11 protein-coding genes and 1 riboswitch are annotated in these 17,191 nt (G+C 57.9%); of the genes, 9 read left to right on the top strand and 2 right to left on the bottom strand.

The annotated features are described in order from the left end of the window. Positions 1–5 precede the first annotated feature (5 nt). On the top strand, positions 6–863 hold the full coding sequence (locus ABID47_RS27070; RefSeq protein ID WP_354501438.1) for an SDR family oxidoreductase: 858 nt from the start codon (positions 6–8) through the stop codon (positions 861–863). Positions 864–881: 18 nt separating this feature from the next. Here ABID47_RS27070 and asd read toward each other — a convergent pair whose 3' ends face one another. Beyond that, positions 882–1,676 carry an archaetidylserine decarboxylase gene (asd, locus tag ABID47_RS27065; RefSeq protein ID WP_145029276.1) on the bottom strand — a complete coding sequence of 265 codons (795 nt, stop codon included), beginning with the start codon at positions 1,674–1,676 and terminating at the stop codon, positions 882–884. A 281-nt stretch (positions 1,677–1,957) separates the two neighbouring features. Continuing rightward, a riboswitch (TPP riboswitch) is annotated at positions 1,958–2,071 on the top strand. Positions 2,072–2,150: 79 nt separating this feature from the next. On the opposite strand from asd, the gene ABID47_RS27060 reads away from it, so the two are divergent. Genes ABID47_RS27060 through ABID47_RS27050 form a run of 3 tightly spaced genes read left to right on the top strand, consistent with a single transcriptional unit; the run spans position 2,151 to position 5,174 of the window. Next, a complete protein-coding gene (locus ABID47_RS27060; RefSeq protein WP_116234145.1) occupies positions 2,151–2,762 on the top strand; it encodes an ECF transporter S component in 612 nt (203 codons plus the stop codon). Next, entirely contained in the window at positions 2,755–4,365 is a 1,611-nt protein-coding gene (locus ABID47_RS27055) for an ABC transporter ATP-binding protein (RefSeq protein WP_354501436.1), read from the top strand. The genes ABID47_RS27060 and ABID47_RS27055 overlap by 8 nt, the downstream gene beginning before the upstream one ends. Further along, positions 4,362–5,174 (top strand): energy-coupling factor transporter transmembrane component T family protein, encoded by an 813-nt coding sequence (locus ABID47_RS27050; RefSeq protein ID WP_354501434.1) that lies wholly within the window; start codon positions 4,362–4,364, stop codon positions 5,172–5,174. Before ABID47_RS27055 ends, ABID47_RS27050 begins: the two co-directional genes overlap by 4 nt. Positions 5,175–5,297: 123 nt before the next feature. On the opposite strand, the gene ABID47_RS27045 is transcribed toward ABID47_RS27050, so the two are convergent. Beyond that, complete coding sequence (locus ABID47_RS27045) at positions 5,298–6,401, bottom strand: YheC/YheD family endospore coat-associated protein (RefSeq protein ID WP_354501432.1); 1,104 nt, start codon at positions 6,399–6,401, stop codon at positions 5,298–5,300. A gap of 369 nt (positions 6,402–6,770) precedes the next feature. Between ABID47_RS27045 and ABID47_RS27040 the strand changes: the two genes are divergently transcribed. The 5 genes from ABID47_RS27040 to ABID47_RS27020 all read left to right on the top strand — a co-directional run bounded on the left by ABID47_RS27040 (position 6,771) and on the right by ABID47_RS27020 (position 17,104). After that, positions 6,771–13,382, top strand: coding sequence for a WIAG-tail domain (locus tag ABID47_RS27040; protein ID WP_354501430.1), 6,612 nt, complete (start codon positions 6,771–6,773; stop codon positions 13,380–13,382). 305 nt (positions 13,383–13,687) lie between these two features. After that, entirely contained in the window at positions 13,688–14,470 is a 783-nt protein-coding gene (locus ABID47_RS27035) for a glycosyltransferase family 2 protein (protein ID WP_354501428.1), read from the top strand. 5 nt (positions 14,471–14,475) lie between these two features. Continuing rightward, on the top strand, positions 14,476–15,591 hold the full coding sequence (locus ABID47_RS27030; protein ID WP_354501426.1) for a glycosyltransferase family 2 protein: 1,116 nt from the start codon (positions 14,476–14,478) through the stop codon (positions 15,589–15,591). Beyond that, positions 15,588–16,376: a glycosyltransferase family 2 protein gene (locus ABID47_RS27025; protein WP_354501424.1), complete on the top strand. Its 789-nt coding sequence runs from the start codon at positions 15,588–15,590 to the stop codon at positions 16,374–16,376. Before ABID47_RS27030 ends, ABID47_RS27025 begins: the two co-directional genes overlap by 4 nt. Next, positions 16,373–17,104, top strand: coding sequence for a sugar phosphate nucleotidyltransferase (locus ABID47_RS27020; protein WP_116234151.1), 732 nt, complete (start codon positions 16,373–16,375; stop codon positions 17,102–17,104). Before ABID47_RS27025 ends, ABID47_RS27020 begins: the two co-directional genes overlap by 4 nt. The last annotated feature ends 87 nt before the right edge of the window (positions 17,105–17,191 follow it).

Genomic DNA, 17,191 nt, shown 5'->3' with positions numbered 1-17,191 from the left:
CGCAATTGGGAGAACATGATGAGCGGCCGGTCGTGCTGGTCACGGGCAGTTCCAGCGGCTTCGGGCTGCTGGCCAGCGTGGAGCTGGCTGCCTCCGGATACACGGTTTTTGCCGGCATGCGAAGGCCGGAAGCGAGCGGGGAACTGATGGATGCTGCGCAGACGGCGGGGGTCAGAGAGCATATTCACGTGGTTAGGCTAGATGTGACGGACGGGGGGCAGGTGCTTGAGGCGGTATCGGGCATCCTGAAATCCCACGGACGCATTGACGTGCTTGTGAACAATGCAGGCACCGCATACGGAGGAATGATCGAGGAGATTCCGATGGACGTGTGGAAGGCGCAGCTGGAAACGAATTTCTTCGGGATGGTTGCAGTCACCCAGGCCGTTCTTCCCGCGATGAGAGAGGCCCATCAGGGAACAATCATTCAGATCAGCAGCGTCAGCGGGGCTGTCGGATTTCCCGGCTTTGGCCCCTACGTCTCGTCGAAGTTTGCTGTAGAGGGCTTCAGCGAGTGCCTTGCCCTGGAAATGCGGCCATTCGGCGTCGATGTCGTGGTGGTGGAGCCGGGCTCGTACGGGACGGCCATATGGGACAAAGGATTTGGGCAGATGAGCGCCGCCGAACGGTCACCCTACGAGCGGATGCTGAACCAGGTGATGGCCTTTTCCCGTGACAACGCCGGCCAGCGCGGCGATCCGGCCGATGTGGCCCGGCTGATCGCGAGAATCGCGAGTATGAACAAGCCGGCATTCCGCTATGCGCTGCCTGCCGGCACGCGCTGGACGATGAAGGCCAAGCAGCTGCTTCCGGGCCGGTGGTTTCAGCGGATTATGCTCGCACTCCTGAGCAAAAAAGGCTGAGCCGGATTCGCTTCCGGTTCAGCCTTTATGCGGGTGCAGCTGACCGAGCAGCTGGCCCATGCGGACATGATCTCCGGTCCGGAGGTCTGTCCGCGGGGTGAATGCGCCGTCCTGGATCAGCAGCACGACGGTCGAACCGAACTCAAAATAGGCGAGCGGATCGCCGTTACGCCAGGAATTGGCGGTTTCGTCGTCGTAGCGGATGCTGCTGACATTCATGGCGCCGACTTTGACGACCGCGACTTCTCCCAGGGCTCCCTTGATATACGTAATCAGCCTCTCATTGCGGCACAGCACGGATTTCATCTGGGTCATGCCAAAATCATTAACCGGGTAGCATCGTCCCTTGATATGCTCGCTCTCCACCTTCACACCTGTGATTGGAGAGTGGATCCGGTGGTAGTCTGTAGGGCTGAGGTACAGCACAAAGACATAGCCATGTTTATATAACTCCAGGTGGGGAGAGAAATTAAGCAGCTCCGCCACCGAATAATCCTGCCCTTTCACGTTCAGAATCGTGCCTGAGGTGATTTCACCCATTGCGGTGATCTTGGCGTCGACGGGGCTCGTGAGTACGTGCTCGCCTTCGTGAATTGGACGCATGCCGGGCTTCAGCCGCCGCGAAAAAAATTCGTTGAGCGTGCGGTATTCATAGATTTCTTTCTCCGCTTCATGCGCAGGGATCTGATAGCTTTTGATAAAAGTAGGGATGACCCCTCTGCTGAGCCGGCTGTGCGAGAAGCGTCCCATCATGGAAGAGAGCCACTTTCGCGAGGAGAGCTCTGTCATGAGCCGCAGTAATTTCTTTGTCATGCCTAATCTCCCTTCCATACGTGCCTGTAGCACTCTGAATATATTGACATAGAACGGCTATCAAATCAATATGCAACAAAGGCTGGAAACCGCCCCGGAGAAAAATGGTATTGCCAATCCTTCGAGGATCATGTATTTTGGAATCAATACGGGCCCGATGCCGACTCATCGCGGCGAGGTGCCTGTTACACGGAATCGAACCCAAGCTTCTCATCGCTTTGGACGGCGATGGCTCCGGGACCAGGAGGCGGCGATGCCGCGCCTTGCGTTCATCTGTGTACATATGGGAATACGGGAGCTCGAGCGAATCGGGCTGAGAGTGCAGCTAATGAACCGCTGCTGACCGGGAATCTGATCTGGATAATGCCAGCGTAGAGAATTCAAGTCCTTTTATGGGCTTATTTGACGATCTCCCTCGCTTATCCAGGGGGTTTTTTTATTGCCCAATTTTGGAAAAAGAAAGGATGTTGTCAAATGAACAGCAGTACGATGCAGATGGATCGACCGAAGGGGCTGAAGCTCAGCGACCTGCTCGTGACGATTCTGCTCTCCCTCGTGATCGGGGTGGTGTACCATTTTTGGGGTTCGGTGAACGACTTGTTCAAGCCGCTGTTTTTCCAAGCGGATGAGCTGATGTACGGTATGTGGTTCCTCGCCTCGACGCTTGCCGCGCTGCTGATCCGCAAGCCCGGCGTAGCCCTCCTGGCCGAGGTTGCCGCGGCTCACGTGGAAATTCTGTTCGGCAGTGAATGGGGCCTTCAGCTGGCGATTTACGGCGTAGCGCAAGGTCTTGCCGCAGAGCTGATCTTCGCCCTGTTCCGTTACCGCAAATTCTCCATGGGGGTAGCGGCGCTGGCCGGTATGGCTTCGGGATTGGGATCATTCCTGGTGGATGTGTACTACGGCTACGTCACGGACTATACGACATGGATGATCGTGTTCAAGTACGTGATGCGGTTAATCAGCTCGGCGGTACTCGCAGGGTACCTGGCGTATGCCCTGACCAAAGCTTTGGAAGCAACCGGAGTAACCCAGCTGCTCCGGCCGGTGACAGCCAAGGATTATGAAGCGCTCGATCATGACTGAGGCTAACCGGGGAGCCGCGACGATGCAGCATCCGGCGGTGCATGAGACGGGTCAAGGAGCGGGTCAAAGGGCGGATCAAGGGAGCGGGCAAATTGCCGTTTCGGTAACGGACCTGCGCCTGAAGTTTCCGGGTGAGAGGGCGTTCGTGTTCAAGGATGTTTCCCTGTCCGTGCCGGCCGGGGAAAAGGTGCTTCTGCTCGGCCCAAGCGGATGCGGGAAATCGACGCTGCTGCAGGTGCTCGGCGGGTTGATTCCGGCGGTCATTGACGTTCCGCTCAAATATGCGGACATCCGGAAGCCCCGCTCGTGCGGGTATGTATTTCAGGACCCGGACACCCAGTTCTGCATGCCGTATGTCGATGAGGAACTGGCGTTTGTGCTGGAGAACCGCCAAGTAGCCAGGGAGGATATGGTGCCGCGGATGCGGGAGGCGCTCGGCCGGGTCGGACTGGACCTTGAAGAGCTGCACACTCCGATTGAACGGCTGTCCCTGGGGATGAAGCAGCGGCTCGCGCTCGCTTCGGTCCTTCTGCTGGAACCGGAAGTGCTTCTGCTGGATGAACCCTCGGCGCTGCTGGACCCCGAGGGGAGACAGCAAATTTGGGAGGCGGTTCGCGGTGTATCGGCCGGACGGACCGTGCTGATCGTCGAGCACCGGATCGAGGAAATCGTGAATTGGGTCGACCGGATCGTTCTGTTCGCGGCGGACGGAAGCATTCTGGCCGACGGCAAGCCGGCGGAAATCTTCACGGCGTACCGCAGAGCCCTTCAGGAAAATGGCATTTGGTATCCCGGCGTTTGGGAGGATTATATCCGTCACCGGGATACATGGAACAGCGGCCTGGTGCAATCCCCCCAGCAAGGCGCGGACTTGGCAACGCCGGTCCTCTCCTTGCGGGGGTTTGTCGGTCTCCGCGGAGATGCGCCGGCGATCATGGTGGAAGAGGCGGAGGTATATGCCGGCGATTTTGTTGCCGTTGTCGGTCCTAACGGGGCGGGGAAAAGCTCCTTGCTGCTGAGCCTGATGCAGCTTCTTCCGACAGCCGGCAGCTACGTGCTGGAAGGCAGACTGCTGCAGGGAAGGGGCAGGAAGCGGACCTGCCCTTCGGACCGGATCGGGTTCGTGTTTCAGAACCCGGAGTTTCAGTTTGTGGCCCAGACAGTACTGGAGGAGACGGCCTTTTCCCTTCACATGCAGGGCGGCATGTCGCGGGCTGAGGTGGAGCGTAAAGCTGAAGACTGCCTTAAGACGTTTCATTTGCACGGCTTGGAGAACCGGCACCCGTATCAGCTCTCGACTGGACAGAAACGCAGGCTGAGCGTTGCCACCGCGGCGGTGCGCCGTCAGGCGGTGCTGCTGCTGGATGAACCGACGTTCGGGCAGGATGCCCGCAACGCCTTTGCCATCCTGGAATACTGTGAAGCGCTTCGGCGCAGCGGCACGGCGATCATTATGGTGACGCATGAGCGAGAAATCGCTGAGCTGGCCGCTACCCAGGTATGGGAAATCCGCGGCGGAAGTTTGACGGCGATAAAGCCCGGGAGGCGGAGGCTTAAGGGAGACGGCGCAGCTTCGGATGCGCAGGAGGAGGTGAGCGGATGAACCGGTTTTTGACTCCGAGCCGTCATACCTGGCTGCACCGGGCGAATCCCTCGCTGAAGCTCGCTGTGCTGATCATGTTGTTTATCGTTACGATTCAGACGCGAAGCATTGATTTTGCCGTCTATCAGGCAGCGGTCTACATCGCCCTCCTGTTTCTGCTCAGCGGTTATCCGGCATGGAAGGTGGCGCTGCTCGTTCTCTCCTTCAGCCTCGTATTCGTCTCTTCATCCCTGACGATGATCCTATTCGGGAAAGGGGATCACGTCTGGTGGCAGTGGGGGCTGTTCCGCGTATCCGAGGAAAGCTTCTACCGCGGGCTGCACCTGGGATTCCGGGCGATTGCCTTTGCGGCAGAAGGACTGCTCTTCGTCATGACCACGCCGTCCGTCAAGCTGTTCTATTCGCTGATGCAAAATTTTCGCCTTCCCCCCAAATTCGCCTACAGCTTCATGGCGTCGATCCGGCTGCTGTCCATCGTATGGGAGGAGTTTCTCATCCGCAGGCAGGCGCTGCGGATCCGCGGCGTGCGGACAGGCCGAGGGCCGAGTGGCCTCCTTGAGCATGTCCGGCTGTATGCGGTGCCGCTGCTGTCGCAGAGCATCCGCCGGGCGCACCGCGTAGCTGTGGCGATGGAAGCGAAGCAGTTCAGCGGGTCGGGGCGCAGAACGTACTATTATCCGTCGGCTTTCAGCAGGTATGACGGGCTGGCGGTTCTCATGTTCGTCATTGCCCTGGCGGCTGCGTACTATGCGGCCGCTGCTCTTCCCTGGTTCGGCATCGAAGATGTCAGGTACCATGGACAAGGTTAAGCCGTATGATAGCTATTAGCCGATGTGTTAAAACACAGAGCCGGAAAGCCGCATGGGCGGACTTTCCGGTCTCTTGCTTTCTATCAGGTATTTGAATGTGAGATGGCAGCGGCCCGTATAAGGTTATAATGCCGCGCTGGCATGCTGCCGGTTCACCAGATACCGGGCATAGGCCATCGGCTCGCGATAGGTATTTTTCCATTGCTGATGCATCCCGGCTTTTTGAAATCCATACCGTTGGTCCCGTCCGTTGCATTCGATAAAATACGGCTTGCCGCTGGCGGTGACACCGATATCAAGTCCAAGATCCGCTATAAAGGGCAGGTGCTGCTCCAGCTGCTGGGCGACCCGGAAGGCGAGATGCTGCACGCTATCCACAACGCTGTTCACCGGCATTCCGGGAAGGCTTTTGGCCAGGATCGGTTCGGCTGGAAAGGCTTTGCCGCCTTGGGCCACATTGGAGACAAACATCCGGGACGCAGCGACTTTGGCATACATTCCCGTCAGACTCCAGCTGCCGTTGATGCCCCGTTGTATGGATACGCGGAGGTCGTAAGGCCGCTGCTTATATTCGGCCAGCGCAATCCGCTCCTGAACGAGAAAGGGCACCTGGGATATCCGACGGAGCAGGATGCCCGGAAGCCGGTGGTCGTGGAGCCGGACCGTCGTCCATCCTCTAGATCTGCCGGTTCTGGCGTATGTTAAATACCAGTGCGGACCGCTGGCATAGAGCCGCATGATTCCCCTGCCGACGCTGCCTGTGCAGGGTTTTAATATGAGATCTCGATACCGCCGCATCATATCCTGGATAGAGGAAGGTGCGGCGGCAGTCGTGTAGGGAAGATGCTGTGCCAGCAGCGGGTCAGCGGCAAGCAGGTGATGAATTTCGTCCTTCCCGTACCGGTTGTAGCCGTTAAAAATAATGTAGCCTTCATTCAAAAGCCGCTCTATTCTATTTTTTGATCGTGCGTCAAAGTAGATTGCCCGGTTATGAATGACTTTCGGCAGCGGTAGTCTGGTTTGAACGTATTTCCCGCCTCTCAGCACAAATGCGGTACATTCACGGTGATCGATGTCGATATCCTGCAGTCTCATATAGCACGCGTTCAAGCCGAACATCCGGGCCGCCTCATCAAAATTGGCGAGGGATTCCGCTCCCGTCTTTCCGCCGGGAATTCCCCGGTGCACCGCCGCATTCAGCAGAATTCCTACATCAGAAATCCACACGTTCATCCCTCCCTGGCATTCAGTCGTTCCACGTTTATATATCCTATGCCATAGATTGCTATAAGCGAGGGTCTTTGTCCGTGAGGCTCTGCCTATTTTCGCATAAACCGCCGGACGAACCGCTCGGAGCGTTTTATTGTGGCTGGTACCCCTGAGCGGTTGAGGGATATGTCCCCTCCAGCGTCTCCTAAACTTCACCGTTTTCACGTGGGCAATTCCAGCCAAACTGTCCACAGGAACGGTTTCGCCGGGCAAGTCGGTCCGTTTCTCTAGGCCAAAATCGTGCAAAAACCGCCAAGTCAGTGACATCGGCCTATTTGTTCGCATATGATGCCCAAGATGCATCCGGTCAGGAAGGAGCGAGGTCTTTTGAAGAAGAAGAATAAAAGCCGGACGGTTAAACAACCGAACAAGAACCTCTATTTTGTCGATAATCCTGATATGCAGGAACTGGAATTGATCCCTAAAAGCAAAGTAACAACGCCAAAGATAACCCAACAGGATTCGCATGCGCAAATCCGATCCGTAGTTCTTGAAGATGCCATCATAACGGAAGAGGTTACGCCCGAAGCGGCGTTGGAAGGATCCGAGCAGGAGCAGGAACAAGAGCCTGAAGCCGTGGAAACGGTGGAAACGGTGGAAATCCTGCCTGAGGCAGCAGAAGTGCCTGAGGAGGAAGCGGTTGTCGAGGAAGAAATACCTGAGGAAGTGGCACCGGTACTGGACCGTGAGGTGCTGGAAGAGATCATTGAAGAAAAAAGGATGCCGCAATCGCCGGAACCGATCATTTATACGGACGATCTGAGCGACAGCTCGGTGACGACTTCCAAAATTGCGCTGCGTGCCATTGACTCCGCCAGACTTCAGCCCGGCTCGGTTGGCAGCGAAGCTATTGCCGATTACGCCGTGACCCATATTCATCTCGCCGACGGTTCCGTGGTCGCTTCAAAAATTGCCGCCGAATCCATTTTGGAGGAGCATCTGATTGACGGCGCGGTCAGCGGCAGCAAAATCCGCGACCGCTCCATCAGCGGCGAAAAAATCCGCGACGGCAGCATCACATCCGCCAAGCTGGGCGACCAGGTGATCGACTCCGCGAAAATCGCCGACGGTTCCATTTCGTCGCGTCATTTGAGCAATCTGCTGGTGACCACCGATTTGCTGCAGGACCAAGCCGTGACGTCAAGCAAAATCGCCGGGTCCAGCATTCAGACCATGCATCTGACGAATGAAGTGATCGACACGTCGAAATTGGCCGAAGGCGCGGTTACCGGCTCCAAGATCCGTGCTGGCGAAATTACGGGCGACAAGCTGAAGGAGCGCTCCATCGAAAGCGTTCATTTACGGGAAGGCTCGCTGGGAGGGGAAGTGCTGCAGGACGGTTCCGTCGGCGGTAAGCAAATCGCGGGAGGAGGCGTGTCGAGCGAGCATATTGCCGAAAACGCGGTCGGGACCCGTCATCTGCAGGACGGAGCTGTAACCACACCGATTTTGGCACCCTTTGCGGTGACGTCCGCTCATTTGGCGGATGCAACCATCCGCGGCAAGCATATCGCTCCGGGTGAAATCACTACGGCGCATTTGGCCGATCACAGCGTCGGGGCGACCAAATTGGCGGAGCAGTCGGTCGGGACGGTTCATATCGTCGAGCAGACCGTCACCTCCTCCAAAATCGCCGACCAGAGCATCCTGCCCCAGAAGATTGCCGATGAGGCGGTTCAGACCCGCCATCTCGCACAGGGCTCCGTCCAGAAAGGGCAAATCGCACCGAATTCGATCCAGACCTCCCACATTCAGCAGGGGGCGGTTAATGGCAGCCATATCGCAGCCAACGTGGTGGAGGGTTCTCATGTCAGACACGGGTCCATCAGTTCGGGGCACATCACCCGAAGCGCCATTGTCGAACAGCATATCTCCGACAGTGCGGTAGGTTCCCGTCATCTTCAAAACAAATCCGTCACCTTTGATAAGCTCGCCGGGGGAAGCGTGACGAGCGGGATTTTGGCTGACGGCGCGGTGGGCGGCCGCAATATCAGCGAAGGCGGCGTCGGCGGTGAACATATCCGCCAGTCCTCGATCCAGGACCGCCATTTGGCCGACAAAAGCGTGCGGTCATCTGCAATCCAGGATCAGGCCGTCACATCCCAGCATATTGCTCAAGGGTCGGTAAACGCCGAACATTTGACTCCCGGCATTGTGCACAACTCCATTATCAAGAACGAAGCCGTAACCTCGGAGAAGCTTGCTTCCGGAAGCGTTCAAACCGTACATCTCAATCACGGCATTATTTATCCGGCCCACTTATCGGATCATGCGGTAACCTCTCCGAAGCTGTCTCCCGAAAGCGTTGCGACTGACAAAATCCAGGATCTGGCGGTGACGTCAGGTAAACTGGCGGACGGCAGCGTGAGCGGCCCCAAGCTTGCTGCGGCTTCCGTAAGCAGTGAGCATCTGGCCGACAATGCCGTCACTTCCCGCTCGATCAACCTGGGTGCGGTAACCCAGCGGCATCTGTCCGAAGAATCGGTCGGCGGAATACAGCTTCAGGTCGGTTCCGTTGCGGGCGTGCACCTGCAGAAACTGGCGGTGGAAGAAAAGCATCTGAACGAAGGCATCGTCAGTGAGCGCCACCTTACTGCCGGTTCAGTCGGCGGGACGCAGCTTCAAGCAGAGTCTGTATCCAGCATCCATCTGCAGAATCAAGCGGTGGAAGAGCAGCATTTGTCCGAAGGCATCGTCAGCGAACGCCATCTCATGGCCGGCTCGGTCGGCGGGACGCAGCTTCAAGCAGAGTCTGTATCCAGTGTCCACCTGCAGAATCAAGCGGTGGGAGAGGAGCATCTGGCCGAAGGCATCGTCGGCGAGAGTCACCTCAAGGCCGGCTCAGTCGGCGGAAACCAGCTTCAGGCCGAGTCTGTATCCAGTGTCCACCTGCAGAACCAAGCGGTTGAAGAGAAGCACCTCTCTGACCAAATCGTCAGTGAGCGCCACCTTGCATTCGGCTCGGTCGGGGGGAACCAGCTTCAGGACGGCTCCGTTTCCGGAGTGCACCTACAGAACGGAGTAGTGGAAGGGAAGCATCTGGCAGACCATATCATCGGCGAGCGTCACCTTGAGGAAGATTCGGTCGGAGGCGGTCAACTGCAAGCTGGTTCCGTTGCGGGCGAGCATCTGCAGGACCATGCCGTAGAAGCAAGGCATCTGTCTGAAGGCATCGTAGGCGAGCGCCACCTCACGGCCGGCTCGGTCGGCGGGGATCAGCTCCAGGCCGGCGCCGTATCCGCCACGCATCTGCAGGAGCATGCGGTCGAGGAAAGGCATCTGTCTGAAGGCATCGTAGGCGAGCGCCATCTCACTGCCGGCTCGGTCAGCGAAGGACATCTGCAGTCCGGATTGATCCAGGAACGCCATTTAAGCCCGGTTTCGGTAAACACTGAAGCGATCAAGGATGGTGCTATCACAGCTTCGAAGCTCGGACCGGAATCTGTCGGCAGCGTCAACATCAAACAGGATGCGGTCCGTTCCATCCATTTGCATGAAAAAAGCGTACAGCAGCGTCATCTTGCTCCGGGATCGGTTGCCTTCCGGCATCTTTCTCCAGATTCCGTTGGAGAAGAGCAGCTGCAGTCGGGCAGCATCAAGGCCCAGCATTTGGCTGAGGGTGCCGTATATTCGGAAGCACTGCAGGATGGGGCTGTTGTTGCCTCCAAGCTGGCCCCTGAATCTGTGGGGAGCGACCATCTGAAACCGGCGTCCATCGGCTTCGAGCATCTGCAGGAGGGCATCATTCGAAACGGCCACTTGGGTGAAGAAGCCGTAGGCTCCAAGCAGCTGGCGCCGTCATCCGTAACAACCATCCATCTGGCGGCGAGCAGTATACAGTCCGGCCACCTGGCCCCTGATGCGGTATCCAGGGATTCTCTGCAGGACGAATCGGTAACCGGTGAGAAGGTCGCGCCGGATTCGATCCAAACCCGCCATATCCAAGCGAAATCGATTGGCTCAGCCCAGCTGCAAGAGAAGAGCGTGCAAAAACAGCATATTTCCCCGGGTGCCGTTGATTTCAGACATTTAGCCCCCGAATCGGTCGGGGAGGAGCAGCTGCAGGCAGGCGTTGTCGGCATGCAGCATCTGGCCACAGGTTCGGTGCATGCCGAAGCGCTGCATCCAGGTGCGGTCACAGCCGAGAAATTGGCGGACGCAGCGGTTGGAAGCAGCCATATCCAGACAGGCGCGGTTGCAGGAGAGCACCTGGCCGCAGGAGCCGTTCACGAGCATGCACTGAAGGATGGTTCCGTAAGCTCGGCAAAATTGGCCACGGGTGCGATAGGAAGTGTCCACATTCAGCCGGAATCGATCCTCCCGCTTCACCTTCAGGCTGAGAGCATTCAAGATTGGCATCTGCAGCCTGGACTTATTAAGGGCCAGCATTTGGCCGATGGAGCCGTCGGCCCAGATCATCTGGCTCCCGAATCGATCTCCTCGGATCATCTGCAGCCGGGCAGCATTCAGCCGCAACACTTGAGCCCAGATTCTATCACTAATGAAGTGCTGGAAAACGGGGCTGTTACGGGAGACAAAATTGCCTCCAACGCGGTCGGCAGCCGGCATATTGAGCCGAAATCGATCCAGCCGCATCATCTGCAGCCAGGCATTGTGCAGGAATGGCACCTGCAGCCGGGTCTCATCCAAGAGCATCATCTTGGCGAAGGGGTTGTCGGTTCGGATCATCTGGCTCAAGAATCCATTACCTCGAATCATCTGCAGGCGGGCAGCATTCAGCCGCATCACCTGGCGCTGGATTCTGTAACCAGCGACGCGCTCGAGAACGAAGCCGTCACAGGGGATAAAATTGCTTCCCACGCGATTGACGGCAGCCACATCCAGCCGGAATCAATCCAGCCGCACCATCTGCAGCCCGGGCTGATTCAGGGAGAATATATTGCCGAAGGAGCGGTCGGCCCAGATCATCTGGCTCCCGAATCGGTCACCTCGGATCATCTGCAGCCAGGCAGCATTCAGCCGCAACACTTGGGATCGGATTCCATTACTAATGAGGCGCTGGAAAACGAGGTCGTTACAGGAAACAAAATTGCTCCTCACGCGGTCGGGAGCGGGCATATTCAGCCGAAAGCGATCCAGTCGCATCATTTGCAGTCAGGTATTTTGCAGGAAAGGCACCTTCAGCAAGGGCTCATCCAAGGCCAGCACATTGCGGAGGGGAGTATCGGATCGGGTCATCTGATCTCTGGATCGGTTACGTCGGATCATCTGCAGGCAGGCAGCATCCAGCCGCATCACCTGGCGCTGGATTCCGTCACCAACGATGCGCTCGAGAGCGAAGCCGTTACAGGAGATAAAATCGCCTCCAAAGCGATCGACAGCAGTCATATCATGCCGGCATCCATCTATGCGTACCATCTGCAGCCGGGCCTGATCCAAGGAGAATATATTGCCGAAGGATCAGTCGGCCCGGATCATCTGGCACCCGAATCGGTTACGTCGGATCATCTGCAGCCGGGCAGCATCCAGCCGCATCACCTGGCGCTGGATTCCGTCACCAACGATGCGCTCGAGAACGAGGCCGTTACAGGAGATAAAATCGCCCCCCACGCGGTCGACAGCAGCCATATTCAACCAAAGTCGATCCAGACACATCATCTGCAGTCCGGTATTGTGCAGCAATGGCACCTTCAACCGGGTCTCATCCAAGAACATCATCTCAGCGAAGGGGTTGTCGGTTCGGATCATCTGGCTCATGAATCCATCACCTCGGATCATTTGCAGGCGGGCAGCGTCCAACTGCATCACTTGGCGCCCGAGTCCGTCACCACTGACTCGCTGCAGGATGAAGCCATAACGGGCGACAAAATCGCTCCGAACACGATTGACGGCAGCCATATTCAGCCGGAATCGATCGAGCCGCATCATCTGCAGTCCGGCATTGTGCAGGAATGGCACCTGCAGCCTGGCCTTATCAAGGGAGAACATCTGGCAGAGGGGGCAGTCGGTTCGAAGCATTTGGGATCCGAGTCCATTACTTCCGCTCATTTGCAGCCGGGCAGCATCCGGCCGGATCATTTGGGGCCGGAGTCTATCTCCACCGACTCGCTGCAGGATGAGGCCGTTACGGGCGACAAAATCGCTTTAAACACGATTGACGGTAGCCATATTCACGTGGAATCGATTGAGCCGCATCACCTGCAGTCGGGTATTGTGCAGGAAAGGCACCTGCAGCCTGGCCTCATCAAGGGAGAACATCTGGCAGAGGGGGCTGTCGGTCCAAGACATTTGTCCTCTGAGTCCATTACTTCCGCGCATTTGCAGCCAGGCAGTATCGAGCCGGATCATCTCGGACCGGGATCCGTCACCACTGAATCGCTGCAGGATGAGGCTGTAACGGGTGACAAAATCGCCCCGAACACGGTGGACGGCAGCCATATTCAGCCGGAATCGATTCTTCCGCTCCACCTGCAGGCGAAGAGCATACAGGATTGGCATCTTCAACCGGGGGCGGTTCACTCGGAGCATCTCCAGAACGGATCGATTCAGAACAAACACATCGCCGCCAAATCGGTTACCAGTGAGCAGCTTGCTTTTGCACCTGTACAGAGCGCCTCGGGACAGCCGGCCGTGCAGCAATACGGGATCACTTCCTTCCGGATCGGTGAAGGCCAGGTTCAGGTGGAAGTGCCGGTTACGCTGCAGGAACCTTACCCGAACACCCATTATGTGATCGTGGCGATGTGTAACCATCCGGATTTCTATGCGGTCCTGAACACACAGCGGGAGGATATCGCCTTTATCGAAGTGGTGCGGAGACGGGGCGGCCCGGAAACTTTCGGATTTCTGTCCTGGATCGCGATCGGCGCAGCTTCCCCTTCGGGGAAAGGAGCCGCCGGTTACACGCAGCGGAGCATGAGACAGCGAAGCGCGTATCGGGTTGAAGCCGAACCGGGTGAAACTACAGATCATGATTGAGGCTAACTGATTGAAGCTAACTGATTGAAGCTTACAGGCGCGGGGGCGTTCCCCGCGCTTGTTTTGTTGTGCCGCCGGGCTAGAGAAGGGGAGGAAATGCCGTGAACCTGACCCCTAATACATGCACAAGAGCCGCTTCCCTTGCACCATTGCCGGCATAGGATGTGATGAGATACGAGCCGATATGACAGGGAGGGATGTGCCGAATGCAGCGGCGGATGAAAAGGCGGATAACATACAGGCGATCCTATCGAACCATGCGCCGAAGGTACCGACATGCAGCGAAGTCGGCAGCAAGGCCTAAGATGCGGTTCAACACCAAACTGCAGACAAGGCGGGCGCCGCGTTCCGACGCTGTCCCTGCCGTATCGGTGATTATCCCTGCGATGAATGAGCAGAAGACGATTGCCGCCGTAGTCCGGGAGGCACTGCGGGTGCATCCTTCCTGCGAGGTTATCGTCGTGGCGAATGGCTGCCGCGACCGGACGGCAGAGGCGGCCGAGTCCGCGGGAGCCCGTGTGCTAAGGTATGAGCAGCCGCTGGGACATGATGTAGGTAGAAGCGTGGGCACGCAAGCGGCACGGGGCCAGGTCATGCTGTACCTGGACGGAGATATGCCGATCAAGGCCCCGGAGCTCCGCCCCTTTGCCTTGGCTGTCCTCGGCGGGGTAGACGTCGCCCTGAACCGTTATAACGGCCCGGTCCGGCTCCGTCAGGCGCATCCGGTCGTTCAAGCCAAGCATGCCTTGAACACGCTGCTGCGCCGTCCCGATCTGCAGGGAGCCTCTCTGACCGCCGTGCCGCATGCGCTAAGCCGCCGCGTGGTCGATCTGCTCGGAACGGAATGCCTGTCGGTCCCTCCCCTCGCCTTGGCACAAGCGGTCACCGCCGGGCTCAGGGTCGAAGCGGTTCATGAGGTGCCGGTCGGGCGGTTGAACCGGCGGAGGGCCAAAGTGGACGGGATAGATCCCCTGCAGCAGGTCGTCCTCACGGATCATATCCAGGCGGTCAATTGGTACTTGTCCGAAACCGGTCCAAGAGGCGGCCGAACCGATCTGGGCCGGGAACGAAAGCGGGTGAGAAGGTGAGCCTAATGAGAAAAAGATCAAGAAAAAGCTTATTGGCGCCGGTACGCAGGAAGCGGGGTGGACGGAGGGCCAGGCCCCGTGGCCGGGCCATTGCGGTGCGGAGCAGCGCGGCGATGGTGCCTGTGAACCGGGCGGAGGAAGGTCCCTTGTTGGAAGCAGCCTATCAGGCAGGGCTTCTCGCCGGGGCTGGCGCTATGTCAGAGGAAGCCGAGGCTCTCCTTCATGAATCGCAGCTTCAACGGACGTTTGCCGACTGGTGTGCGGCCCATGTGAAGAAGCGTCCGGATATCCAGGCGATGCTCCGGCTGTCCAGAAGCTACACCAGCGGTTATGCCAAAGGCAGCGGCCGGAAGGATAACCGCATTCCGCTGCCGCTGGCCGGATCAGCCGCAGCGGTCGTGTGTGCCAGCAATGAAGAAGACACGCTGGGCAAGGTGCTTCAGCAGTTGGAACGGCTGCCGCTTCGCGAAGTCATCGTCGTACTGAATGGCTGCCGGGACCAGAGCTACCCGGTCGCACGCGAGCACCGGATCGCCAGCCTGCTCCATTTTCCGGATCGGCTCGGACATGACGTGGGCCGCAGCGTGGGGGCCGCCATGACTTCGGCGGACATCGTGCTGTTTACGGACGGGGATGTCGCGATCACTGCCGAGGAGCTTGCCCCTTTTATATATAAGGTGGATGAAGGCGCAGATGCTGCACTGAATGATCTGAATCCGTATCTGCCGCTGTTTGGGCAGCAGGACGAAGTAACCCGGTGCAAGAGCTTTTTGAATACGGTGCTTGGACACCAGGAGCTTGGGGCGAATTCGCTCACCGCCGTGCCCCATGCGCTGGCTGGACGCCTGATCGCTGATATCGGCGTCGGGCAGTTGATGGTTCCTCCCAAGGCCCAAGCGTTAGCTCTGGCAAAGGGCTACCGCTTCGCCTTGGTGAAGCCGGTAGACGTGATCACCGCGAACCGGAAACGCCCAGGCAACACGGGGGCCGGCAATGCGGTAGCCGACCTGATCATCGGGGACCATGCGGAAGCGCTCCATTCGCTGCTCAGTGCCGGCTGGACGCCTCCAGCATCGGCAGGCACCCGCGTGGAAGTCGCCTTGCGGAGGAATGCACGATGAGTACGGACACGCGTATGACAAGCATCATTATTCCCACTTTTAACGGCCTGCCGATGCTGGCAACCTGTATCGGGGCGATCCGCCAATACACCGATACCCCCTATGAAATCATCGTCGTGGACAACGCCTCGACGGACGGTACCGACCGCTACTGCATCAATGAAGGGATCCCTTTTATCTCCCTCCCGGAGAACCGGGGGTTTCCGGTCGCGTGCAACATGGGGCTGGCGGCAGCCGGAGGGGACGATCTGCTCTTGCTCAACAACGATGTCACGGTGTCGGCCAACTGGCTGACCAATATGCTTGCGGCTCTCCACAGCAGGGAGGATGTCGGTCTGGTCGGTCCTGTAACGAATGCGGCCTCGGGCAGGCAGAAAGTGGAGGTCGCTTTTCGAAATATCGAGGAATTCCAGCAGGTGGCTGCCCGGAACAATCAGTCAGACCCGTCCCGTTGGGTGGAAGTCAGCCGGATTATCGGTATGTGCCTGCTCATGAAGCGGGATGTGCTGAGCAAGATTGGATTCCTGGACGAAGCGTTCTCGCCGGGTCATTATGAGGATGACGATTACTGCTACAGGGCCCGGCTGGCCGGGTACCGTCTGCTGATGTGCGGGGACGCGCTTGTATACCATCAGGGCAGCGCCAGCTTTATGCGGTCAGCCTCAGACCAGATTCAACAGCTGATTGACCGGAACCATCGCTTGTTTATGGATAAGTGGCATATCGATCCCCGCCAGTTTATTGAAAAAGCAGGCAGCATATCTGAAGGAGGAGAGGTGCAGTGAGAGGTATCATCTTGGCAGGCGGGACAGGTACCCGGTTGTATCCGCTGACCCGGCTGATCAACAAGCATTTGCTTCCTGTCGGAAAGTATCCGATGATCGTCTATGGCATCGACAGACTGCGCCAGGCAGGCATCACGGAAATTCTCATTGTCATGGGTAAACAGTCCGCAGGCCTGTATACGGACTTCTTGGGAAGCGGACAGGACTTTGGAGTACAGCTGACCTACCGGATTCAGGAGTCTGCGGGAGGAATCGCCGAAGCGCTGGACCAGGCAAGAAGCTTTATTGTCAAGGATGAAAAATTTGTCGTTCTGCTTGGAGACAATCTGTTTTTGGACGACTTGGGCCCGTATGTGAACAAATTCATGCGGCAGCCCGCCGGCACGGCTCGGGTGCTCCTGAAGCAGGTACAGGATGCCCGGAGGTACGGCGTTCCGGTGTTTGACCGGGCACATCCCGAACTCATCAGCCTGATTGAGGAGAAGCCGGCGAAGCCCAAGTCCTCATACTGTGTCACAGGCTTTTATATGTACGATACCGCTGTGTTCGATATTATTTCCGGGATTCGCCCATCGGACCGGGGTGAACTGGAAATTACCGACGTCAACAACGTCTATGCCGCAGACGGGCGGCTGGAATACGATATCCTTCAGCAATGGTGGAGCGACGCGGGCACGTTTGAATCCCTCCAGGAGGCCGGCAAGAAGATGAAGGGAATTCTCCCATGAGCCGCCGCCCTCCTATCCGTAAGAGAGCCTTCATTCCTTCTTGGAAGAGGGCTCTTCGTTTCAAGGGGTCCAAGCGCCGCCATTCTT

It is taken from the genome of Paenibacillus favisporus (assembly GCF_040545415.1).
Lineage (GTDB): Bacteria > Bacillota > Bacilli > Paenibacillales > Paenibacillaceae > Paenibacillus_AQ > Paenibacillus_AQ favisporus.
This window is presented reverse-complemented; position numbering and strand designations above follow the sequence as displayed.